Genomic DNA, 22046 nt, shown 5'->3' with positions numbered 1-22046 from the left:
CTTCAGTCGTCTTTCGAGCGAGAAGCGACGGCCTGCGCGATCAGCGCATTCATGTCGGCCGCACGCTCGGTGGTGCGGTCGAACTGGAAATGCAAGGTCGGCACGGTGTGGATGTGCAGGCGCTTGAACAGGCCGTTGCGCAGGAAGCCCGCGGCCTGGTTCAGCGCTTCGGTGGTCTCGGCCGGATCGCCCACGAGCAGGCTGAAGAAGACCTTCGCATGCGCGTAGTCGGGCGTGACCTCGACCGCCTGGATCGTGACCATGCCCACCCGCGGGTCCTTCAGTTCGCGCGCGATCAGTTCCGTCAGATCGCGCTGGATCTGGTCGGCGACCTTGAAGGCGCGGTTCGGGGCTGCGGCTTTGCGTTTGGGCATGGCGGGGGTCGCTGCGGAACGCTTACAGCGTCCGGGCGATTTCCTTGATCTCGAAGAACTCCAGCTGATCACCTTCCTTGATGTCGTTGTAGTTCTTGAGCTTGATACCGCACTCGAAGCCTTCGCGCACTTCGCGCACGTCGTCCTTGAGCCGCTTGATCGAGTCGACTTCGCCGGTGTAGATCACCACGTTGTCGCGCAGCAGGCGGAAATGCGCGCTGCGGTTGACCGAGCCGGCGGTGACCATGCAACCCGCGACCGTGCCGATCTTGGAGGCCACGAACACGGTGCGGATCTCGGCCGAGCCGATGATCTCTTCGCGCCGCTCGGGTGCCAGCATGCCGGACATGGCGACCTTGATGTCGTCCACAGCGTCATAGATGATGCTGTAGTAGTGCAGCTGCACGCCGTTGCTCTCGGCCAGCTTGCGCGCACCGGCATCGGCGCGCACGTTGAAGCCGATCACGATGGCCTTGGAGGCGATCGCGAGGTTGATGTCGCTTTCGCTGATGCCGCCGACCCCGGCGTACACCATCTGCACCTTGACTTCCTCGGTCGCCAGCTTGAGCAGCGACTGCGCCAATGCTTCCTGCGAGCCCTGGACGTCGGCCTTGATGATGATCCGCAGCGTCTGCACTTCGCCGGCCGAGAGGTCGGTGAACATGTTCTGCAGGTTCGCCGCCTGGGCCTTCGCCAGCTTGGTGTTGCGGAACTTGCCGGCGCGGTAGGTGGCGATCTCGCGCGCCCGGCGCTCGTCGGCCATCACCATGAATTCGTCGCCGGCTTGCGGCACCTCGGTCAGGCCCTGGATCTCGACCGGGATCGACGGACCCGCGGTCTTGATGGTCTTGCCGTCCTCGTCGATCATGGCGCGCACGCGGCCATAGGTCGAGCCGGCCAGCACCACGTCGCCGGTCTTGAGCGTGCCGGACTGGACCAGCACGGTCGCCACCGGGCCGCGGCCCTTGTCGAGCTGGGCTTCGATGACCAGGCCCTTGGCGGCGGCATCGACCGGCGCCTTGAGTTCCAGCACTTCGGCCTGCAGCAGCACCTGCTCGAGCAGGTCGTCGACGCCCTGCCCCGTCTTGGCCGAGACCGGCACGAACGGCACGTCGCCGCCGTACTCTTCGGGCACGACTTCTTCGGCCACCAGTTCCTGCTTGACGCGGTCCAGGTTGGCATCGGGCTTGTCGATCTTGTTGATCGCGACCACGATCGGCACACCCGCCGCCTTCGCGTGCTTGATGGCTTCCTTGGTCTGCGGCATGACGCCGTCGTCGGCCGCCACCACCAGGATCACGATGTCGGTGGCCTGCGCACCGCGGGCCCGCATGGCGGTGAACGCCTCGTGGCCCGGGGTGTCGAGGAAGGACACCATCCCGCGAGCGGTCTGGACGTGGTACGCCCCGATGTGCTGCGTGATGCCGCCGGCTTCGCCCGCGGCGACCTTGGCGCGGCGGATGTAGTCCAGCAGCGAGGTCTTGCCGTGGTCGACGTGGCCCATGACGGTCACGACCGGCGCCCGCGGCAGGGCTTCGGCCTGGGTCGCCGAGACGTCGTCGTCGGTGAAGGCTTCCGGATCGTCCAGCGCGGCGACCACGGCCGTGTGGCCCATGTCTTCCACGATGATCATCGCGGTGTCCTGGTCGAGCGACTGGTTGATGGTCGCCATCTGGCCGAGCTTCATCAGTTGCTTGATGACTTCCGACGCCTTGACCGCCATCTTGTGCGCGAGCTCCGCCACCGTGATGGTCTCGGGCACGTGCACTTCGAGCACGCGCGCCTCGACCGGTGCCGCCGGCATGCGCTCCTCGTGGCCGCCGCGGTCGTTGCCACGGCGTCCGCGCGGACCACCGCGCCAGTTGCCGCGGCCGACGCCCCCGCTGGCATCGCCGCGGGTCTTGATTTCCTTTTTCTTGGCCGTGTCGCCAGCCCAGCTCGACGAGAGCTTGGCCGACTTGACTTCCTTGCCGGCGCCGGGCGCGGCCGCAGCGCCGGGCGCAGCGGGCGCACCGGGGCGCGCCGGCGGTGCGGTCGGCTTGTGCAGCGTGCCCTTGACGGCCGCCTTTTCGGGCGCGGGCTTCTCGGGCGCCTTGTGCGGCACCAGCACGCGGGCCGGTGCGTTCATCATGGCGCGGATGGCTTCGGCTTCGGCCAGCGCCTTGCGGCGGCGTTCGTCGAGGTCCTTGGCGCGGGCGGCTTCCTCGTCGGCACGGGCCTTCGATTCGGCGGCAGCCTTGGCCTTGGCGTCGTCCTTGGCTTGCGCCGCGGCGGCTTCGGCGGCGACCTTGCGGTCGGTCACGGCCGGGGCTTCCTCGGGCGCTTCGGGCGCGCCCTCGGTCACCGGGGTCGCGGCTTCGGCGGCCTTCTTGCGGGCGGCCTTGGCCTCCTGCTCGGCCTGCTCGGCGCGCTCGGCCTTCTCGCGTTCGCGGGCTTCGGCTTCTTCGCGCAGGCGACGCTTCTCGACCAGCTCTTCTTCCTGGCGGCGGATCAGTTCGGCCTGGCGGCGTGCGTCTTCTTCGCGGCGGGCGAGTTCGGCTTCGTCGATCTGGGGCGCGGCGGGAGCGGCGACGGGCGCCTCGGCCTCGGCCGCGGCGGTCGCTTCGGACACGGCCGGGTGGCCTTCGTCGCGCTGGATGAAGGTGCGCTTCTTGCGCACCTCGACCTGGATGGTGCGGGCGCGGCCGGTGGCGTCGGCCTGCTTGATCTCGCTGGTCGACTTCTTGGTCAGCGTGATCTTCTTGCGCTCGGGCTCGACCGTGCCGTGGCTGGCCTTCAGGAAGCCGAGCAGGCGCTGCTTGTCGGCCTCGCTCAGCGCATCGGTGACGGCCTGCTTGGGCACGCCTGCGCTCTTGAGCTGGTCAAGCAAGGTTTCGGGAGTCTTCTTGAGTTCGTTCGCGAACTCGGCGACAGTGGTACTGGACATATTGGTTTCGTGCCTCCATGACCGTCACTCTTGGCCGGCGAACCAATGTTCGCGGGCTTTCAAGATCAGGTTCTTGGCCTCATCGGCGCTCTGGCCGGTGATTTCGGTGAGTTCATCGACCGCGAGGTCGGCCAGGTCGTCACGGGTGTGCACACCCGCCTCGGCCAATTTGGGAATCAGGGCCGCATCGAGCCCGGCGAGGTCGCGCAGATCCTGCGAAACGCTCTCGACGTCCTCTTCACGGGCGATCTCCGCCGTCAACAGCGCATCCTTGGCGCGCGAACGCAGCTCGTTGATGGTGTCTTCGTCGAAGCTCTCGATCTCGAGCAGCTCGGAGATCGGCACGTAGGCCACTTCCTCGAGGCTGGTGAAACCTTCGGAGATCAGGATGTCGGCGATTTCCTCGTCGACGTCGAGCTTCTCCATGAACAGCTTGCGGCTGGCATCGGTCTCGGTCGCCTGCTTCTGGGCCGACTCGTTGGCGTCCATGATGTTGATCTTCCAGCCGGTCAGGTCGGAGGCGAGCCTCACGTTCTGGCCGCCACGGCCGATCGCGATCGCGAGGTTTTCCTCGTCGACCACCACGTCCATCGCATGTTTCTCTTCGTCGACCACGATCGACGACACGTTGGCCGGCGCCAGGGCGCCGATCACGAACTGGGCCGGGTCCTCGCTCCACAGCACGATGTCGACGCGCTCGCCGGCGAGTTCGTTGGTCACCGCGTTGACCCGGGTGCCGCGCACGCCGACGCAGGTGCCGATCGGGTCGACCCGCTTGTCGTGCGAGAGCACCGCGATCTTGGCGCGCGAACCGGGGTCGCGGGCGCAGCTCTTGATCTCGAGCAGGCCCTGTTCGATCTCGGGCACTTCCTGGCGGAACAGCTCGATCATGAACTCGGGGGCCGAGCGCGACAGGATGATCGGCGCCCCGCGCAAGGTCAGGTCGACCTCCATGATCATGGCCCGCACGCGGTCGCCGTTGCGCAGGTTTTCCTTGGCGATCATCTCGCTGCGGCGCAGGCGGCCTTCGACCCGGCCCGCTTCCACGATGATGTCGCCCTTGTCCAGGCGCTTGACGGTGCCGGTGAAGATCTTCTCGCCGCGCGACATGAAGTCGTTGAGCAGCATCTCGCGCTCGGCGTCACGGATCTTCTGCAGGATCACCTGCTTGGCCGCCATGGCGCCGATGCGGCCGATCGGCACCGAGTCCACCGCTTCCTCGATGTACTCGTCGACCTCGATGTCGGGCATCTCTTCCTTGGCCTCGAACAGCAGGATTTCCTGGTCGGGCAGCTGCAGGCCGGCCTCGTCGGGGACCACGTGCCAGCGGCGGAAGGTCTCGTAGTCGCCGCTGTCGCGGTCGACGGCGACGCGAATGTCCACGTCGCCCTGATAGAGCTTCTTGGTGGCTTGCGCCAGGGCGGATTCGACTGCGCCGAAGACGACGTCGCGCTCGACGTTCTTCTCGCGCGAGATCGCATCCACCAACATCAACATTTCGCGATTCATGCCACCACTCTCCTCATTCAGTCCGACACCGCGGCGCCGGGTTTTGGCCTGCGCCCATTGAAATCCACTATCGGGGCGAGACGCGCTTCGCGCAACTCGTCCAAAGCAAAACCGAGCGCCTGCAGGGGGGCAGGCACGCGCTTCTTGCTGATCTTCTGCCCGGGCTTTGCCGCCGGCTCGTCGCTCCAGACGATCTGCCATCCGGGCGTACCGTCCGCGGCCGCGACACGCTCCAGCGTGCCGCGAAACTTCTTGCGGTTGGCCGACACCTGGCCCGCCGCCGCCGCGCCCATCGGCGCCTTCAGCGTGATGTCGATCACCTCGCCGGCAAAACGCTCGAAATCCTGTTCATTGCGCAACGGCCGGTCGATGCCCGGCGACGACACCTCGAGCCGCTTGTATTCCGCGCCGTCGACCTCGAGCGCGAACTGCAGCTGGCGCGTGACCTTCTCGCAATCTTCGACCGTGACGAAGGGCTCGGGCGCTCCTGCAGCGGCAGCTTCAGAGTTGGGGCCGGTCCAGGGCAAATCAATCGTGACGCGCAGCAGCCCTCCGGCCGAGCGCTCGATCTCGACCAGGTCGTAGCCGAGGCCGGCCACGGTTTGTTCCACTGTCTGCTGCAATGCCACGTGTCTTTGTTCGCCTTTGAGTTCACGCGATGCCGCCGGATTTCCCACTCGCCTTGGGTCGCGCCAGCCGCATCGAAAATGCTTCGACCAATAAAAAACGGGCGGTTGGTACCCGCCCGTTTGGTCGTGAGCCTCGAATTATATGCCAAATGCGTTACAGAAACAGGGGTTTCTACGGCATTTGGACCGCTTCGGCCCTTGCGGAGCGCCACCAAACCATTGCAAAAAGCAACGCGCCCACCGCCAGGACCGCCGCGGCGAACCCGAGGGGCACCGCGAAGGATCCCGTGCGCTGCGCCAGCGGCGCGGCAAACAGGGGGCCGAGGATCTGGCCGACGCCATAGGAGGCGGTCGCGTAGCCGATCAGTCCGGCCGAGGCGTTTCCGCGCAGCCGGCGTGCATCCCGCATCGCGAAAAGAGTGATGGCGGTGAAAGGCATGCCCAGCAGCAGGCTGCCGAGGCCGAACCCCCAGATCGTCGGCCAGGCCACCGACAGCACGACGCCGACGGCCTGCAGCGCATAGGCGGCGGCCAGCAGCAGCCGGTTGTCCCAGTGGATCGGCGCCCGGGCGCCGATCAGCGCGCCCGGCACGATGGCCAGCCCGAACAACGGCCAGAAGAGATCCGGCCACGGCGAACCGGGCAGCGCCTGGCGGGCGATCACCGGCAGGAAGGTCGCGGTGATGATGTAGCCGAAGCCCGCCAGCCCGTAGAGCCCGACCAGCCAGCGCGCGTCGCTGCGCGCGGCAGCCGATGCCCGGGCCGACGGCGGGGCCGCCGCCGGCGCAGGAGCGCCGGCATGGGCCTGCTCGCCGTCGCCGAAGATCCGCCAGATGAGCGCGATCAGGGCCAGCGACAGCAGCCCGAAGCCGACCCAGCCGGCCTCCGAGCCCCAGCGCCCGAGTGCACCGCCCAGCAGCCCGGTGGCGGCGATGCCGATGCCGGGGCCGGTGTAGATCACGCCGGCCAGGGCCGGCGCGCCGGTTTCCGCCAGCCGGCGCAGGCCCCAGCCGGAGGCGAAGACGAAGGTCCAGGCGCTCATCACGCCGGCCGCGGTGCGCAGCAGGCCCCAGAAACCGAAGCCCTGCAGCAGGCCCATGCCGAGCAGCAGCACGGCCGTGGCCACCAGGCCGCCGCGCACCATGTGCGCCGGCTTGGCCCGGATCGCGGCGCAGCTCAGCGCGCCCAGGAAGTAGCCGAGGTAGTTGAGCGAGGCCAGCAGGCCGCCGGCCTGCAGGTCGAGCTTGCCTTCGTGCAGCATGACCGGCAGCATCGGCGTGAAGGCGAAGCGCCCCAGGCCCATGGCCACCGCCAGCGTCACCATGCAGCCCAGAGCCGCGCGCCAGGCGGCGCGCCTGTCGTAGCCGATCGAGGTCATTCCGCCAAGGCCGCAGCCACCAGTTTCTGCGTATAGGGATGGACGGGCGCATCGAGCACGCGCCCGACCGGGCCCGATTCGAGGATCGCGCCGTCCTTCATGACGATGACTTCGTGCGCCATGGCGCGGATCACTTCGACGTCGTGGGTGATCAGCAGGTAGCTCAGCCCCCGCTCGCGCTGCAGCCGCTGCAGCAAGCCCAGCACCTGCTTCTGGATCGTGACGTCGAGGGCACTGGTCGGCTCGTCGAGCACCAGCAGTCTGGGCTCGACGATCAGGGCCCGCGCGATCGCAAGGCGCTGCCGCTGGCCGCCGGAGAATTCGTGCGGATAGCGCTCCAGCAGGGCCGGGAACTGGGTCTCGCTCAGGCCGACCTCGGCCAGCGCCGCCAGCGACCGGGCGCGGCGGGCGCGGACGTCGAGCTCGGGCGCATGCACCGTCAGGCCTTCGCCGACGATCTGCTCGACCGTCATGCGCGGCGACAGGGACGAGAACGGGTCCTGGAAGACGACCTGCATCAGGCGCCGCAACCCACGGTCGCTGGCCCCGCCCGCGGCCCATTGGCGGCCGGCGACGTCGAGCTGCCCCTGGTGCTTCAGCAGCCCGAGGGCCGCCAGCGCCAGCGTCGACTTGCCCGAGCCGGACTCGCCGACCACGCCCAGGGTCTGGCCCGGCGCGATGCGGAAGTCGGCGCCCTGCACCGCCACGAACTCGCCCTTGCCGAACCATCCCCGGATGCCGGGCCGCGGCACCGGGTAGATCACGCGCAGCCCGCTGGCAGAGAGCACCGGCGGCGCCGCCGGGTCGACCGGCACCGGCGCCACGTCGCGGGTCGGCCGGCTGTCGATCAGCCGGCGCGTGTAGGGGTGCTGCGGTGCGCCGAAGACCGTCGCCACGGGTCCGTGCTCGACCACGTGGCCGTTCTCCATCACCGCCACCCGGTCGGCGAAGCGCCGCACCAGGTTCAGGTCGTGGGTGATCAGCAGCACCGCCATGCCGTGCTGGCGCTGCAGGTCGGCCAGCAGGTCGAGGATCTGGGCACGCACCGTGACGTCGAGCGCGGTGGTCGGCTCGTCGGCCAGCAGCAGCCGCGGCTTGCAGGCCAGCGCCATCGCGATCATCGCGCGCTGGCGCTGGCCGCCCGAGAGCTGGTGCGGGAACGCCCTCGCCCGCCGCGCCGGCTCGGGGATGCCGGTGTCGGCCAGCAGCTGCACCGCCGCCTCGTGCGCCGCCTGCGCCGACAGGCCCTGGTGCAGTTCGAGCACCTCCGCGATCTGGTCGCCGACCGAATAGAGCGCATTCAGCGCGGTCATCGGCTCCTGGAAGATCATCGCGATCTCCTTGCCGCGGATGCCGCGCAGCGTGCGCTCGGGCAGCGACAGCAGTTCGCGCGCGGCACCGCCCGCATCCGGGCCCGCGAAGCGCGCCGTGCCGGCGATGTCGGCGTTCTGCACCAGCCGCAGCAGGCTCAGCGCGGTGACGGTCTTGCCCGAGCCCGATTCGCCGACCAGCGCCAGCTTCTCGCCCGGCGCGATCTCGAAATCGATGCCGTGCACCACTTCCTTGCCGCCGAAGGCGACGCGCAGGCCCTGGACCTCCAGCAGGGCGCCGTTCATTGGTCGGCCTTCCGCGGATCGAGCGCATCGCGCAGGGCATCGCCCATGAAGGTCAGCAGCATCAAGGTGACGACCAGCACGCCGAAGGTCGACATCGAGATCCACCAGGCGTCGATGTTGGCCTTGCCCTGGCTCAGCAGTTCGCCCAGCGACGGGGTGCCCGGCGGCACGCCGAGGCCGAGGAAGTCGAGCGAGGTCAGCGCCAGGATCGCCGCGCTCATGCGAAAAGGCAGGAAGGTCACGACCGGCGTCATGCTGTTGGGCAGGATGTGCTTCCACATGATCTGCAGGTTGCCGACGCCGAGCGCGCGCGCGGCGCGCACGTAGTCCATCTGCCGATTGCGCAGGAACTCGGCCCGCACGTAGTCCGACAGGCCCATCCAGCCGAACAGGCTGAGCAGGATGAGCAGCAGCGCGACGCTGGGTGCGAAGATGGCGCTGAAGATGATCAGCAGGTACAACTCGGGCATCGAGCCCCAGATTTCGATGAAGCGCTGGAACGCCAGGTCGGTCTTGCCGGCGAAGAAGCCCTGGATGGCGCCGGTGACGATGCCCAGCACGGTGCCGATCGCCGTCAGCGCCAGCGCGAACAGCACGCTCACCCGGAAGCCGTAGATCAGCTGCGCCAGCAGGTCCCGCCCACGGTCGTCGCTGCCCAGCAGGTTTTCGGCCGAAGGCGCCGCCGGGTTGGGGGACTTGGCGAAATAGTTGAGCGTCTTGGGGCCGTAGGGATTCGGCGCGTAGAGTGCCCAGTTGCCGCCCGAGGTGATCCGCTCGCGGATGAACGGGTCGAGGTAGTCGGCCGGGGTCTCGAAGTCGCCGCCGAAGGTCTTCTCCGAATAGTCGCGCAGGACCGGAAAGTAGGTCTGGCCGTCGTAGCGCACCACCAGCGGCCGGTCGGTGGAGATCAGCTCCGCGAAGAGGCTCAGCACCACCAGCAGCGTGAACAGGACGAGGCTCCAGTAGCCGATCCGGTTGCGCCTGAAGCGCAGCCAGGCGCGGCGCCCCGGCGACACGGTGACGCCGCCGCTAGTCAAACTTCACCCTCGGATCCACCATCACGTAGCAGAGATCGCTGATCAGCTTGGTCAACAGGCCGATCAGCGTGAACAGGTAGAGCGTGCCCAGCACCACCGGGTAGTCGCGCCGGATCACGCTCTCGTAGCTCAGCAGGCCCAGGCCGTCGAGCGAGAACAGCGTCTCGATCAGCAGCGAGCCCGTGAAGAAGGCGCCGATGAAGGCCGCCGGGAAGCCCGTGACGATCGGGATCAGGGCGTTGCGGAACACGTGCTTCCACAGCACGTCGCGTTCGCTCAGCCCCTTGGCGCGCGCGGTCAGCACGTACTGTTTGCGAATTTCCTCCAGAAAGGAGTTCTTGGTCAGCATGGCCGTGACCGCGAAGCTGCCCAGCACCATGGCCGTCACCGGCAGCGCGATGTGCCAGAGGTAGTCGACGATCCGCGCGCCCCACCCCATCGATTCCCAGTTCGGCGAGGTCAGGCCGCGCAGCGGGAACCACTGGAGCTGGCCGCCGAAGATCACCAGCAGCGCAACGCCGAGCACGAAGCCCGGGATCGCATAGCCGACCAGCACCACCAGCGTGGTCAGGAAGTCGAAGCGCGTGCCGGCCCGCACCGCCTTCGCGACGCCCAGGGGCACGGCGATCAGGTAGCTGATGAAGAAGGTCCAGAGTCCGAGGCTGATCGACACCGGCATCTTCTCCTTGACCAGGTCCCACACCGCCTTGCGCTGGTAGAAGCTGGTGCCGAGGTCGAAGCGCGCATAGGACTTGAGCATCTGCCAGAAGCGCACCAGCGGCGGCTTGTCGAAGCCGTAGAGCTGCCTGATCTCCTCGATGCGCTGCGGGTCCAGCCCCTGCCGGCCGCGGTAGCCGGCGCCGCTGGTGGCCGCGCGCTCGCCGCCGGAATCGCGCCCCTGCAGCTGCGACACCATCTGCTCGACCGGCCCGCCCGGCACGAACTGGATCACGACGAAGGTCAGCAGCAGCACGCCGAACAAGGTGGGCACCATCAGCAGCAGGCGTTTGAGGATGTAGCTGGCCATGGCCTTCCTATTTGTTGGCGGGCGATGCCCACCAGGTGCTCATGGCCCAGCCATCGGCGTCGTAGTAGGGCGGAATCACCTCGGGCAGCACGAAGGGCTTCGGACGGTAGCCGATCAGGAACATGCCGCCGTAGTACTGCGGGATCGAGTAGTAGCCATGCGACAGCACCCGGTCCAGCGCGCGCATCGCCGCACTGAGCTCGGGCCGGGTGGTGGCGCTCACCACCTTCTGCACCAGCGCGTCGACGGCGGGGTCGGCAATGCCCCAGATGTTGCGCGAACCCGGCGTGGTGGCGGCCTCGGAGCCGAACAGCTCCAGCAGTTCGCCGCCCGGCGCCGTGCTGCCCGGCAGCCGCACCGTCGTCATTTCGAAATCGAAGTTGTCCATGCGCTGCTGGGACAGCGAAAAATCGACCGTGCGGAAGTTCATCTGGATGCCGAGCTTCTGCAGCGCGGTCTGGAACGGCGTCGCGACGCGGATCAGCGACGGCTGGTCGTTGAGGAATTCGATCGTGAAGGGCTCGCCCTTCGCATTGCGCAAGGCGCCGTCGCGGTAGGTCCATCCGGCTTGCGCGAGCAAGTCGCGTGCCTTGCGCAGGTTGTCGCGCAGGCTGCCGGGCGGCGCCGTGCTCGGCGACACCACGGCCGGACCGAAGACCTCGGGCCGCAACTTGCCGCGCAAGGGTTCGAGCAACGCGAGTTCTTCCGGCGTCGGCAGGCCTTCGGCATGGAACTCGCTGTTCGGGAAATAGCCCTCGACGCGCTTGTACAGCCCATAGAAGAGCTGCCGGTTGAGCCATTCGAAGTCCACCGCCAGCCCGATCGCCTGGCGCACCCGGATGTCCTGGAACTTGGGATTGCGGGCATTGAAGACATAGCCCTGGAAATCGCCGGGGTTCTTGTTCTCGAACGCGCGCTTCAGGATCTCGCCGGAATCGAACTGCTTGCCCTTGTACTGCCGGGCCCAGTTGCGCGAGGTGAACTCGCGCATGTAGTCGAACTCGCCGGCCTTGAGCCCTTCGAACTTGGCGGTCTCGTCGAGGTAGATCCGGTAGGTGACGCGATCGAAGTTGAAGAAGCCCCGGCGCACCGGCAGGTCGGCGCCCCAGTAGCCCGGATCGCGGGTGTAGGTGATGTCGCGGCCCATGCGGGGGTTGACGAGCTTGTACGGTCCCGAGCCGATCGGCACGTCGGTCGTGATCTGGTCGAAGGGCTTGCCGCCGCCCCAGGCGCGGCTGAACACCGGCATGCCCCCCACCACCAGCGGCAGCTCGGGGTTGGGGCTCTTGAAATCGAAGCGCACCGTGCGCTCGTCCACCGCCTTGACGCCCTGGACCTCCGCGTAGATGGTCTTGAACTGCGGTGCCGCCAGCTTGCCGATCAGCGTGTTGAACGAATGGACCACGTCCGCCGCCAGCACCGGGCTGCCGTCGTTGAAGCGCGCCTTGGGGTGGATCCTGAAGGTGGCCGATTTCTTGTCGGCCGCGACCTCGACATCCTCGGCCAGCAGGCCGTAGGCGGTGGTCGGCTCCTCCGAATTGCCGGTCAGCAGGCTCTCGAACATCAGGCCGCCGATGCCGTACGGCGCCGTGCCCTTGAGCGTGAACGGATTGAACTTGTCGAAATTGGTCGGCCGCGTCGGCGGCACCATGCGGATCTCGCCGCCCTTGGGGGCCTGGGGATTGACGTAGTCGAAATGGGTGAAGCCCGGCGGGTACTTGATGTCGCCGAACTGGGCGTAGGCATGCGCCGCCCAGGTGGGGCAGGCCCACAGCGCCAACACGAAAAGAAGCCAGGCTCGCATGCGAGAATTCTGCCCAAGATTTACACGAGGTCGTCCCATGGGCTTTCTTTCCGGCAAAAAACTTCTGATCACGGGCGTTCTGAGCAACCGCTCGATCGCGTACGGCATCGCCAAGGCCTGCCATGCGCAAGGCGCCGAACTGGCTTTCAGCTACGTGGGCGAGCGCTTCAAGGACCGGATCACCGAGTTCGCGGCCGATTTCGGCTCCCAGCTGGTGTTCGACTGCGACGTCGGCGACGATGCCCAGATCGAGAAGCTGTTCGCCGACCTGGCCCAGACCTGGCCCGCCTTCGACGGCTTCGTCCACAGCATCGGCTTCGCGCCGCGCGAAGCCATCGCCGGCGACTTCCTCGAGGGCCTGTCGCGCGACGGTTTCAAGATCGCGCACGACATCAGCGCCTACAGCTTCCCGGCGATGGCCAAGGCCGCCCTGCCCTATCTCAACGACAAGTCGGCCCTGCTGACCCTGACCTACCTGGGCGCCATCCGCGCGCTGCCCAACTACAACACCATGGGCCTGGCCAAGGCCTCGCTCGAGGCCTCGGTACGCTACCTGGCCGAATCGCTGGGCCCGAAGGGCATGCGTGTCAACGGCATCAGCGCCGGCCCGATCAAGACCCTGGCCGCCAGCGGCATCAAGGACTTCGGCAAGCTCTTGTCGGCGATCTCCAAGGTGGCGCCGATGCGCCGCAACGTGACCATCGAAGAGGTCGGCAACGTGGCGGCCTTCCTGCTGAGCGACCTGGCCAGCGGCGTGACCGCCGAGATCACCTACGTGGACGGCGGCTTCAGCCAGGTGGTCGGCGGCGTTTCGGAAGCTTAGGCCCCAGGGGCGCGATGGCGCCCGGGCGGGAGGCGGGGAGGAAGGACTTGTCAATGAACAAGATGGATCGACGGGCTTTCGTCCTCGCGGCGCTGGCTTGGCTGGCGCCGGCGGCGATGGCCGGCAGCGCGCCGCCGCTGATGCTGGCCGGGGTGTACCGCCGCGGCCTGCCGCTGGCGGACTACTGGGTCAGCGAGAAGTACGACGGTGTTCGCGGCTACTGGGACGGCAAGCAGCTGTGGACCCGCGGCGGCGAGCGGGTCGAGGCACCGGCCTGGTTCACCGCGTCATTGCCCGCCGTGCCGATGGATGGCGAGCTGTGGGCCGGCCGCGGCCGCTTCGCCCATGCGGTCTCGACCGTGCGCAGCGAGAAGCCGGTCGACGGCGCCTGGCGCGAGATGCGCTTCATGGTGTTCGACCTGCCCGCTTCGCCCGGCGACTTCACGGCCCGGCTCGCAGCCTTGCGCAAGCTGCTGCCGATCACCGAGGCGCCCTGGATCGTGGCGGTGCCGCAACTGCGCGCGACCACCGACGAAGAGCTGCAGGCGCTGCTCGACAAGACGGTGCGCATGGGTGGCGAAGGCCTGATGCTGCACCGTGGCGGCTCGCTCTACCGGGCCGAACGCAATACCGACCTGGTCAAGGTCAAGCCCTTCGAGGACGCCGACGCGCGCGTCGTTTCCTACGTGCCGGGCCGCGGCAAGCACGCCGCCCGGATGGGCGCGCTGTGGGTCGAGACCGAAGACGGCAAGCGCTTCAAGCTCGGCAGCGGCTTCAGCGACGCCGAACGCGAGAAGCCGCCGGCGATCGGCAGCTGGGTGAGCTACCGCTACAACGGAACCACCTCCAACGGCCTGCCGCGCTTTGCGCGCTTCCTGCGCGAGCGCCCGGACCTGGGCGACTGAGTTCAGGGCCCGAGGCCCTGCGCCAACCTGGCTTCGATGTCGTCCAGCACCGGCAACAGGTCGGCCACGCTGTCGATCACGTAGTGCGCGCCCGAGGCTTTCAGCCTGGCCGTGGCGGCGGCGCGCAATGCCTGCTGGCGGTCGGGGTCGAGGGCTTGCCAGTCGGCCAGCGGCAGGCCGACCGCGTTGCCGCTCACGGCCAGCCCGACGGTCCAGGTGCCGGCGTGCACGCCCTCTTCGATGCCGACCCCGGTGTCGTCCACCTTCACCACCGTCGACGGCGGCCAGACGCCGAGATCGGCGAAGCTGCGGTACATCATCAAGGGGCTCGGCCGGCCCGCGGCGAGGTCGCCGGCACACACCAGGTTGTCCGGCACGTAGCCGCCGGCGGCCGCGATCGGGGTCACGATGTCCATGATCGGGCGGTTGTAGCCGGTGGTCGAACCGATCTTCAGGCCGCGCGCGCGCACGGCGTCGACCACCTCCACGGCGCCCGGGATGAAGTCGGCGAAGTCCGCCACGATGGCCGCGTTCATGGGCGTGAAGATCTCGTAGAGCCGGTCGACGTCGGCATCGGCGAAAGGCTTGCCGTGGCGTTCGGCCCATTGGGCCGCGACATGCGGCAGCGAGCCCAGGGCCTTGATGTGGTCCCACTTGGCGACGCCCATGGGGCCGCGCGCATCCTCGATCGTGATCGCGATGTCGAACTGCCTGAACAACTTCACGAAGGCGCCCATCGGGGCGCAGGAACCGAAGTCGATGATGGTGCCGGCCCAGTCGAAGACGACGGCGCGGAGGCTGGATGCGGGAGAAGTCATGGTCTCTTTGTCTGGGTGGATGGTCTACCAGCGCGCGAACACGTCCTCGGCGATGCCGAAGGCGGTGCTGGCGCCGGTGCCGCTGGTGACCAGCACCAGCCGCGTCGCGTCGTCGGGGGTATCGATCAGGCAATCGGTGCTGGCCGACGAGGGATAGAGGCCGACCCAGCGCTCGCTCACGCGGGCCTGTCGAAGTTGCAGCGTGCGATGCAGGTGCTCGAAGATCAGGTCGTCGACCCGTTGGTCGGCAAAGGGTTCGGGCGCGGCGCCATAGTGATGCGAGTCGCCGACCACCAGCGAGCCGTCGGCGCTCTGCACCACGATCAGGTGGATGCCGTTGGCGAGCGACTCCGCCTCCTCCCGGCGGATCTGCTCGAGCAGCGCGGCGGCGGCCGGCAGCTTGCTGTAGCCGTGGTAGCGCACCAGGCTCAGGTCGGCCATCACCGAACCGGGCAGCTTGAAGCCCGGCTCGGGCTGCACCCGCAGCATGTGCAACTGGCACAGCTGCAGCCCGTGCGACGCCAGGCGCCCGGCGAACAGGCCGTGGAGGTCGGTGTTGGTGCAGACCGCGACCCGCTCGCCGTGCAGCACGGCGCGCGAGGTGCGAACCCGCGGCGCTGCCACCTCCAGCACGGCCTCTCCGAACCGGAAGACCACGCCCATGGCCTCGGCCAGCCAGCGTGCCAGCAGCCCGATCGCGGTGCGCGACTCGACCCGCATCTCGTGCGGGCTGTAGAGCACGCCCTGGGCGTCGTCCAGCCGCAGCACCGGCGCCCGCGAGGCCGCCTCGGCGACCTCGAGCAGCTCGCAGCCCTCGGCCATCGGCGTCGCCATGAACTCTTGCAGCACTACGAGTGCCTGGGGCCGGAAGGCCGTGAGCCAGAGGCCGTGGTGCAGGGCCTCGATGCCCGCGGCGGGGGCGATCTCGCCCCAGATCTCGCGCGAGCGCCGGGCCCGGCGCCAGGTGTCGCCGGCGCCCTGCCCGGTGACGGTGATGAAGCCGAAGTTGCGGATCGAGGCACCGACGCAGGCCGCGTCGCGCTCGACCACGCAGACCTTGAGTCCGCGCCGCGCGGCAGTGTAGGCGTGGGCCAGGCCGACGATGCCGGCGCCGACGACCACGAGGTCGAAATGGGTGGAGGTGTCTGTCATCGGTCGAGCAGTCTGCCCGATGCGGGATACGGCAATATGACAAGCCTCGACCCCCGGTGCGATCTGCTCCGCCAGGCCTTGCCAAAGTGAAATGGCCGCTAACATGCCGGGCGCGATCTCATCCCGAGGACCCGATGGCACTGAGCATTCCGGATATCGAGACCCTGTTCGCGCGCCGCGGCGGCGAGCAGTACAGCGGCGAGCCGGTCACCCAGCTCGCGCATGCGCTGCAGACCGCGCTGCGGGCCGAATGCGACGGCGCCGACGACGAACTGGTCACGGCGGCGCTGCTGCACGACCTCGGCCACCTGCTCAACGAGCAGGGTGAATCGCCCAGCCTGCGCGGCATCGACGACCTGCACCAGTTCTACGCCCTGCCCTTCCTGCGCGGCGTCTTCAGCGACCGGGTGCTGGCGCCGATCCAGTGGCACGTGGACGCCAAGCGCTACCTCTGCGCCACGCGCGCGCGCTACCGGGCCGGCCTGTCGGCCGATTCGAAGCGCAGCCTCGAACTGCAGGGCGGCGTCTTCAGCGCCGACCAGGCCGAGCGCTTCATCGCCCAGCCCCATGCTCCCGAGGCGGTCCGGCTGCGCCTGTGGGACGACCTCGCCAAGGAAGCCGGCTGCCCCACACCACCGCTCTCGCACTTCCTGGCGCGCGCGCAGCGCTGCATGCTCAAGTGACGCTCGGCGCCTCGATCGTCGGCGCCGTGCTGTTCGGCGCGCTGCTGCATGCGGGCTGGAACGCGCTCATCAAGGCCGGCGGCGACAAGTCGCTCGACACCGCGCTGATCCACAGCCTGGGCTTCTTCATCTCCGTTCCGCTGCTCTACCACACGGGCCTGCCCGCGCCGGCCGCCTGGCCCTACATGGCGGCCTCGCTGGTGATCCACCTCGGCTACTACATCGCGCTGGCCGGGGCCTACAAGCACGGCGACCTGGGGCTCACCTACCCGGTAATGCGCGGCTGCGCACCGCTGCTGGTGGCGATGGGCAGCCTGCCCTTCATCGGCGAAGGCATCTCGGTGGCGGGCTGGGCCGGCGTGCTCGTGATCTGCGCCGGGGTGGTGACGCTGGGCCTGTCGCGCTCGGCCCTGCGCGACAGCGACGAAAGGCAGCGGCGCAAGGCGCTCGGCTTCGCGCTGGCGAATGCCGCGATCATCGCGCTCTACACCGTAATCGACGGCATCGGCGTGCGCGCCTCGGGCGACGCCCTGGCCTACGTGGCCGGCCTGTTCGTGTTCGACGGCCTGCCCTACCTGCTGCTGGTGCTGTGGCGGCGCCCCGGCCGGCGGGGCGCCGCGCTGGCCTACATGGCGGGGCGCTGGAAGATCGCGCTGGTCGGCACGGCGGCGTCGCTGGGCAGCTACGGCATCGCGCTGTGGGCGATGACCCAGGCGCCGGTCGCCGTGGTCGCGGCGCTGCGCGAGACCTCGGTGCTGTTCGCCGCGGTCATCGGCACCCTCTTCCTGCGCGAGCCCTTCGGCTGGCAGCGTGCTGCCGGCACCGTGGTCATCGTCGCGGGCGTGATGACTTTGCGGCTGGCTTGACGCTGGCCACCACCACCACCGGCGGCTCGGCCCTCACGCAGTCGGCGTAGTAGCGCTTCTTGCCGGTGGTCTCGTCGATGCGCCCGACCAGCCCGTGGATGTCGGTCTCGAAGCCCGGGCACTCGGTGTTGAACTCGCGCGCGAACTTCAGGTAGTCGACGATCTTCTTGTTGAAGACCTCGCCCGGGATCAGCAGCGGGATGCCCGGCGGGTACGGCGTGATCAGGCTGGTCGTGATGCGGCCTTCGAGGTGGTCGATCTCGACCCGCTCGGTCTTGCGGTGCGCGATGTGGGCGAAGGCATCGCTCGGCTTCATCGCCGGCGTCAGGTCGCTCAGGTACATCTCGGTGGTCAGGCGCGCGACGTCGAAGCGCGCGTACAGCTCATGGATGTGGTGGCACAGGTCGCGCAGGCCCAGGCGCTCGTACTTGGGGTGCGCCTGGCAGAACTCCGGCATGATCCGCCACATCGGCTGGTTGCGCGCGTAGTCGTCCTTGAACTGCTGCAGCGCCGTCAACAGCGTGTTCCAGCGGCCCTTGGTGATGCCGATCGTGAACATGATGAAGAAGCTGTAGAGCCCGGTCTTCTCGACGATCACGCCGTGCTCGGCCAGGAACTTGGTGACGATGCTGGCCGGGATGCCGGTCTTGGCGAACTTGCCGTTGAGATCGAGGCCCGGCGTCACGATGGTCGACTTGATCGGGTCCAGCATGTTGAAGCCGTCGGCCAGCTTGCCGAAGCCGTGCCACTTGGCGGTGCGCGACTCGCCCTTGATGATCCAGTCGTCGGCCCGGCCGATGCCTTCGTCGACCAGCTTCTCGGGGCCCCAGACCTTGAACCACCACTCGTCCTTGCCGAACTCGGCCTCGACCTTGCGCATGGCGCGGCGGAAGTCCAGCGCCTCGAGGATGCTCTCCTCGACCAGCGCGGTGCCCCCGGGCGGCTCCATCATCGCGGCGGCGACGTCGCAGCTGGCGATGATCGCGTACTGCGGGCTGGTCGACGAATGCATCAGGTAGGCCTCGTTGAACAGGTCGCGGTCGAGCGCCCGGTTCTGCGAATCCTGCACCAGCACGTGGCTGGCCTGGCTGATGCCGGCCAGCAGCTTGTGGGTCGACTGGGTCGCGAAGACCAGCGAGTCCCGCGGCCGCACCCGGCGCTTGCCCATCGCGTGGTAGGCGCCGTAGAACGGGTGGAAGGCCGCATGCGGCAGCCAGGCCTCGTCGAAGTGCAGCGTGTCGACGTAGCCGTCGAGCATGTTCTTGATGGTCTCGGTGTTGTAGATCACGCCGTCGTAGGTCGACTGCGTGAGCGTCATCACGCGCGGCTTGACCTTGTTGGCGTCGACGTGCGAGAGCAGCGGATTGGCCGCGATCTTGGCCTTGATCGCCGCCGGTTCGAACTCGCTCTTGGGAATCGGACCGATGATGCCGAAGTGGTTGCGCGTGGGCTTCATGAAGACCGGAATCGCGCCGGTCATGATGATCGCGTGCAGGATCGACTTGTGGCAGTTGCGGTCGACCACCACCACGTCGTCGGGCGCCACCGTGTGGTGCCAGACCATCTTGTTGCTGGTGCTGGTGCCGTTGGTGACGAAGAAGCAGTGGTCGGCGTTGAAGATGCGCGCCGCGTTGCGCTCGCTGGCGGCCACCGGGCCGGTGTGGTCGAGCAGCTGGCCGAGTTCCTCCACCGCGTTGCAGACGTCGGCGCGCAGCATGTTCTCGCCGAAGAACTGGTGGAACATCTGGCCCACCGGGCTCTTCAGGAAGGCGACCCCCCCCGAATGGCCGGGGCAGTGCCACGAGTACGACCCGTCCTCGGCATAGTCGATCAGCGCCTTGAAGAACGGCGGCTGCACGCCTTCGAGGTAGCTCTTGGCCTCCCGGATGATGTGGCGCGCCACGAACTCCGGCGTGTCCTCGAACATGTGGATGAAGCCGTGCAGCTCGCGCAGGATGTCGTTCGGGATGTGGCGCGAGGTCTTGGTCTCGCCGTAGATGTAGATCGGCACGTCGGCGTTCTTGCGCCGCACTTCGCCGATGAAGGTGCGCAGGCTCAGCACCGCGGGGTCAAGGTCCGGCCCGACGGTGAACTCCTCGTCGTCGATCGACAGGATGAAGGCGCTGGCGCGGCTTTGCTGCTGCGCGAACTGGCTGAGGTCGCCGTAGCTGGTGACGCCCAGCACCTCGAAGCCTTCGCTCTCGAAGGCCTGCGCCAGGGCTCGGATACCCAGGCCCGACGTGTTCTCGGAGCGGAAGTCCTCGTCGATGATGACGATGGGAAAGCGAAATTTCATGGGGCAGGGCTCCGGACTGGCAAATAGGCGCGAAGTGTACGGAATTCAGATGAAGGATCCGGTCAGCCGGCTGGAGAAGTTGACGAGCGGGCGTCCGTGCCGGCGGCCGGCACCCGCGTGGACGGCCGAAAACCGCCCGCCGGCACTGCTACAATCGAAGGCTCGGAGCGGTGGATGAGCGGTTTAAGTCGCACGCCTGGAAAGCGTGTGAGGGTTAATAGCCCTCCGCGGGTTCGAATCCCGCCTGCTCCGCCAGAAAAATCGTCTCCTGCAGCCTCCACCTGCGACACGGATACGTCCTGAAAGCCCCGCTTGCCGGGGCTTTTTTGTGCTCGCGCCGCTGCGCTGCGAACGCGCAACCGCCGTCTTTCTCCTACGCCATCGCAAGCCGTGCGGCCTTGGCCCCGGCGCCACGGCCGGCTAGGCTTCGGGCTCCGTACAGGCAGCATCCGGCATGGCGCTTCTCACCTACCTCGTCGAAGACAACCGGACCATCCGAGACAACCTGATCCCTGCGCTCGAAGACTTGGTCGGCGCCCGCGTGCTCGGCATCGCCGAGTCCGAGACCGAAGCCGCCGCCTGGCTGGCGGCGCATGCCGACGAGTGGCAGCTCCTGATCGTGGACCTGTTCCTGCGGGAAGGCTCCGGCCTGGGCGTCCTGAGAGCGTGCCAGGACCGACGGGCATCCCAGCGCGTGGTGGTGCTGAGCAACTTCGTCAGCGCCGACATCCGCGCCCGCTGCATGGCGCTCGGTGCCGACGCGGTGTTCGACAAGTCCAGGGACCTCGAGACCTTCTTCGACTACTGCACCCACCCGGATCGCGCCTGATCGGGGCCCCAGAAAAAAGGGGCCCGAAGGCCCCTTTTCAGGTTGCGAGCGCGAGGCGCTCAGCGCACCACGGCGATCTGCGTGCGCGCACCGTTCTTGTAGGTGTAGAGCGTCAGCGCACCGTTCTTGATGTCGCCCTTTTCGTCGAAGGCGATCGGGCCCGTCAGGCCGTTGTACTGGACCTTGCCGACTTCGGGCAGGTACTTCTCGGGATCGGACGAGCCGGCCTTGGCCATCGCGGCGGCGAGCACCTGCACGGCGTCGTAGACGTACGGGGCGTAGATCTGCACGTCGACGCCGTTCTTTTCCTTGAACTTGGTCTTCCAGGCTTCCAGCGGCGCCTTGAAGTCGCCGTCCACGCCGCCGGCTTCGGCACAGACCACCATGTCTTCGCCGATCGCGTCGCCGGCCAGCTTGGCCAGTTCGCCGGTGCACAGGCCGTCGCCGCCCATGAACTTGACGTTCATGCCGAGCTGTTTGACCTGCTTGAGCATCGGGCCGCCGACGGCGTCCATGCCGCCGAAGAACAGGATGTCGGGCTGGGCGCCCTTCAGCTTGGTCAGGATGGCGTTGAAGTCGGTCGACTTGTCGGTCGTGAACTCGTGGCCGACGATGGTGCCGCCGGCGGCCTTGGCGGCCTTCTCGAATTCCTCGGCGACGCCTTGGCCGTAGGCCGTGCGGTCGTCGATCACGGCGATGTTCTTGCCCTTGAGCGTCTCGACGGCGTACTTGCCGAGCGTGCCGCCCAGCTGCGTGTCGTCGGCGACCACGCGGAACGTGGTCTTGAAGCCCTGGCGGGTGTACTTGGGGTTGGTCGCCGACGGCGAGATCTGCGGAATGCCGGCGTCGCTGTAGAGCTTGGAGGCCGGGATGGTGGTGCCGGAGTTCAGGTGGCCGACGACGCCGTTGACCTTGCTGTCGACCAGCTTCTGGGCCACGGCCGTGCCTTGCTTCGGATCGGCTGCGTCGTCTTCGGCGAGCAGCTCGAACTTGGCGACCTTGTCGCCGATCTTGATGCCCTTGGCATTGAGGTCCTCGATCGCCATGCGAGCGCCGAATTCGTTGTCCTTGCCGAGGTGGGCGATGGCGCCGCTGGTGGGAGCGACGTGGCCGATCTTCACGACCAGGGCATCGGCCGGGGGTGCGGCGGGAGCGGGAGCGGCTGCGGTCGGTGCAGGCGCCGCGGGCGCCGCGGCTTCTTCCTTCTTGCCACAGGCCACGAGCGCGAGAGCGGCCAGGGCGACAGCAGTCCATTTCAATTGCATGGGAAACCTCCAGAACATTGATGAAGATAGAGTTGAAAACCGGTCTTTGGATCCGGGCACAAACCTTGAGCAAGTATCGCGCCGCGGATGCGCAGCGCCCTCGCGCTTT

At 68.0% G+C, this 22046-nt stretch carries 18 protein-coding genes and 1 tRNA gene; 6 read left to right on the top strand and 13 right to left on the bottom strand.

Going from position 1 to position 22046, the window contains the following annotated elements:
- Positions 1–2 precede the first annotated feature (2 nt).
- The 9 genes from rbfA to QTI33_RS03900 form a co-directional block, all read right to left on the bottom strand.
- The gene (rbfA, locus tag QTI33_RS03940) at positions 3–374 is read right to left on the bottom strand and encodes a 30S ribosome-binding factor RbfA (protein WP_286504447.1); all 372 of its coding nucleotides are present in this window, start codon (positions 372–374) and stop codon (positions 3–5) included.
- A gap of 22 nt (positions 375–396) precedes the next feature.
- On the bottom strand, positions 397–3300 hold the full coding sequence (gene infB, locus QTI33_RS03935; RefSeq protein ID WP_286504446.1) for a translation initiation factor IF-2: 2904 nt from the start codon (positions 3298–3300) through the stop codon (positions 397–399).
- A gap of 24 nt (positions 3301–3324) precedes the next feature.
- Positions 3325–4809 carry a transcription termination factor NusA gene (gene nusA, locus QTI33_RS03930; RefSeq protein WP_286367774.1) on the bottom strand — a complete coding sequence of 495 codons (1485 nt, stop codon included), beginning with the start codon at positions 4807–4809 and terminating at the stop codon, positions 3325–3327.
- A gap of 17 nt (positions 4810–4826) precedes the next feature.
- Positions 4827–5438 carry a ribosome maturation factor RimP gene (gene rimP / locus QTI33_RS03925; protein WP_286504445.1) on the bottom strand — a complete coding sequence of 204 codons (612 nt, stop codon included), beginning with the start codon at positions 5436–5438 and terminating at the stop codon, positions 4827–4829.
- Between the two features lie 172 nt (positions 5439–5610).
- Positions 5611–6816, bottom strand: a complete 1206-nt coding sequence (locus tag QTI33_RS03920) for a YbfB/YjiJ family MFS transporter (protein ID WP_286504444.1) — start codon at positions 6814–6816, stop codon at positions 5611–5613.
- Complete coding sequence (locus QTI33_RS03915; RefSeq protein WP_286504443.1) at positions 6813–8432, bottom strand: ABC transporter ATP-binding protein; 1620 nt, start codon at positions 8430–8432, stop codon at positions 6813–6815. The genes QTI33_RS03920 and QTI33_RS03915 overlap by 4 nt, the downstream gene beginning before the upstream one ends.
- Positions 8429–9469, bottom strand: a complete 1041-nt coding sequence (locus QTI33_RS03910) for an ABC transporter permease (protein WP_286504442.1) — start codon at positions 9467–9469, stop codon at positions 8429–8431. The genes QTI33_RS03915 and QTI33_RS03910 overlap by 4 nt, the downstream gene beginning before the upstream one ends.
- Positions 9462–10496, bottom strand: a complete 1035-nt coding sequence (locus tag QTI33_RS03905) for a microcin C ABC transporter permease YejB (RefSeq protein ID WP_286504441.1) — start codon at positions 10494–10496, stop codon at positions 9462–9464. The genes QTI33_RS03910 and QTI33_RS03905 overlap by 8 nt, the downstream gene beginning before the upstream one ends.
- 7 nt (positions 10497–10503) lie before the next feature.
- Positions 10504–12300 (bottom strand): extracellular solute-binding protein, encoded by a 1797-nt coding sequence (locus QTI33_RS03900; protein WP_286504440.1) that lies wholly within the window; start codon positions 12298–12300, stop codon positions 10504–10506.
- Positions 12301–12337: 37 nt separating this feature from the next.
- On the opposite strand from QTI33_RS03900, the gene fabI reads away from it, so the two are divergent.
- Positions 12338–13123 (top strand): enoyl-ACP reductase FabI, encoded by a 786-nt coding sequence (gene fabI / locus QTI33_RS03895; RefSeq protein WP_286504439.1) that lies wholly within the window; start codon positions 12338–12340, stop codon positions 13121–13123.
- Between the two features lie 62 nt (positions 13124–13185).
- On the top strand, positions 13186–14028 hold the full coding sequence (locus QTI33_RS03890; protein WP_286504543.1) for a DNA ligase: 843 nt from the start codon (positions 13186–13188) through the stop codon (positions 14026–14028).
- Positions 14029–14030: 2 nt separating this feature from the next.
- Here the strand turns inward: QTI33_RS03890 and phnX are convergent, their stop codons facing one another.
- Together phnX and QTI33_RS03880 are read right to left on the bottom strand one after the other, a co-directional pair.
- Positions 14031–14846 carry a phosphonoacetaldehyde hydrolase gene (gene phnX / locus QTI33_RS03885; RefSeq protein WP_286504438.1) on the bottom strand — a complete coding sequence of 272 codons (816 nt, stop codon included), beginning with the start codon at positions 14844–14846 and terminating at the stop codon, positions 14031–14033.
- A 24-nt stretch (positions 14847–14870) separates the two neighbouring features.
- Positions 14871–15998: a TIGR03364 family FAD-dependent oxidoreductase gene (locus QTI33_RS03880; protein WP_286504437.1), complete on the bottom strand. Its 1128-nt coding sequence runs from the start codon at positions 15996–15998 to the stop codon at positions 14871–14873.
- Between the two features lie 134 nt (positions 15999–16132).
- Between QTI33_RS03880 and QTI33_RS03875 the strand changes: the two genes are divergently transcribed.
- Together QTI33_RS03875 and QTI33_RS03870 are read left to right on the top strand one after the other, a co-directional pair.
- Positions 16133–16681: a phosphonate degradation HD-domain oxygenase gene (locus QTI33_RS03875; RefSeq protein WP_286504436.1), complete on the top strand. Its 549-nt coding sequence runs from the start codon at positions 16133–16135 to the stop codon at positions 16679–16681.
- A complete protein-coding gene (locus QTI33_RS03870) occupies positions 16678–17547 on the top strand; it encodes an EamA family transporter (protein WP_286504435.1) in 870 nt (289 codons plus the stop codon). Before QTI33_RS03875 ends, QTI33_RS03870 begins: the two co-directional genes overlap by 4 nt.
- Here QTI33_RS03870 and QTI33_RS03865 read toward each other — a convergent pair.
- Complete coding sequence (locus QTI33_RS03865; protein WP_286504434.1) at positions 17510–19843, bottom strand: arginine/lysine/ornithine decarboxylase; 2334 nt, start codon at positions 19841–19843, stop codon at positions 17510–17512. The genes QTI33_RS03870 and QTI33_RS03865 overlap by 38 nt on opposite strands.
- 164 nt (positions 19844–20007) lie before the next feature.
- On the opposite strand from QTI33_RS03865, the gene QTI33_RS03860 reads away from it, so the two are divergent.
- Positions 20008–20098, top strand: a tRNA-Ser gene (locus tag QTI33_RS03860).
- Between the two features lie 199 nt (positions 20099–20297).
- Positions 20298–20672: a response regulator gene (locus QTI33_RS03855; RefSeq protein WP_286504433.1), complete on the top strand. Its 375-nt coding sequence runs from the start codon at positions 20298–20300 to the stop codon at positions 20670–20672.
- A gap of 59 nt (positions 20673–20731) precedes the next feature.
- Here the strand turns inward: QTI33_RS03855 and QTI33_RS03850 are convergent, their stop codons facing one another.
- On the bottom strand, positions 20732–21937 hold the full coding sequence (locus QTI33_RS03850) for a branched-chain amino acid ABC transporter substrate-binding protein (RefSeq protein WP_286504432.1): 1206 nt from the start codon (positions 21935–21937) through the stop codon (positions 20732–20734).
- Positions 21938–22046 lie beyond the last annotated feature (109 nt).

Origin of the sequence: Variovorax davisae (assembly GCF_030316845.1) — a bacterium.
GTDB lineage: Bacteria > Pseudomonadota > Gammaproteobacteria > Burkholderiales > Burkholderiaceae_C > Variovorax > Variovorax davisae.
The sequence above is the reverse complement of the archived record's forward strand: the minus strand, read 5'-3'. Positions and strand labels throughout refer to the sequence as shown.

What these genes read in the sequence shown, in the direction of transcription:
- rbfA (WP_286504447.1), bottom strand. Translation starts at nt 374, where the DNA reads ATGCCCAAACGCAAAGCCGCAGCCCCGAACCGCGCCTTCAAGGTCGCC.
- infB (WP_286504446.1), bottom strand. Translation starts at nt 3,300, where the DNA reads ATGTCCAGTACCACTGTCGCCGAGTTCGCGAACGAACTCAAGAAGACT.
- nusA (WP_286367774.1), bottom strand. Translation starts at nt 4,809, where the DNA reads ATGAATCGCGAAATGTTGATGTTGGTGGATGCGATCTCGCGCGAGAAG.
- QTI33_RS03920 (WP_286504444.1), bottom strand. Translation starts at nt 6,816, where the DNA reads ATGACCTCGATCGGCTACGACAGGCGCGCCGCCTGGCGCGCGGCTCTG.
- QTI33_RS03915 (WP_286504443.1), bottom strand. Translation starts at nt 8,432, where the DNA reads ATGAACGGCGCCCTGCTGGAGGTCCAGGGCCTGCGCGTCGCCTTCGGC.
- QTI33_RS03905 (WP_286504441.1), bottom strand. Translation starts at nt 10,496, where the DNA reads ATGGCCAGCTACATCCTCAAACGCCTGCTGCTGATGGTGCCCACCTTG.
- QTI33_RS03900 (WP_286504440.1), bottom strand. Translation starts at nt 12,300, where the DNA reads ATGCGAGCCTGGCTTCTTTTCGTGTTGGCGCTGTGGGCCTGCCCCACC.
- fabI (WP_286504439.1), top strand. Translation starts at nt 12,338, where the DNA reads ATGGGCTTTCTTTCCGGCAAAAAACTTCTGATCACGGGCGTTCTGAGC.
- QTI33_RS03890 (WP_286504543.1), top strand. Translation starts at nt 13,186, where the DNA reads ATGGATCGACGGGCTTTCGTCCTCGCGGCGCTGGCTTGGCTGGCGCCG.
- phnX (WP_286504438.1), bottom strand. Translation starts at nt 14,846, where the DNA reads ATGACTTCTCCCGCATCCAGCCTCCGCGCCGTCGTCTTCGACTGGGCC.
- QTI33_RS03880 (WP_286504437.1), bottom strand. Translation starts at nt 15,998, where the DNA reads ATGACAGACACCTCCACCCATTTCGACCTCGTGGTCGTCGGCGCCGGC.
- QTI33_RS03875 (WP_286504436.1), top strand. Translation starts at nt 16,133, where the DNA reads ATGGCACTGAGCATTCCGGATATCGAGACCCTGTTCGCGCGCCGCGGC.
- QTI33_RS03865 (WP_286504434.1), bottom strand. Translation starts at nt 19,843, where the DNA reads ATGAAATTTCGCTTTCCCATCGTCATCATCGACGAGGACTTCCGCTCC.
- QTI33_RS03855 (WP_286504433.1), top strand. Translation starts at nt 20,298, where the DNA reads ATGGCGCTTCTCACCTACCTCGTCGAAGACAACCGGACCATCCGAGAC.
- QTI33_RS03850 (WP_286504432.1), bottom strand. Translation starts at nt 21,937, where the DNA reads ATGCAATTGAAATGGACTGCTGTCGCCCTGGCCGCTCTCGCGCTCGTG.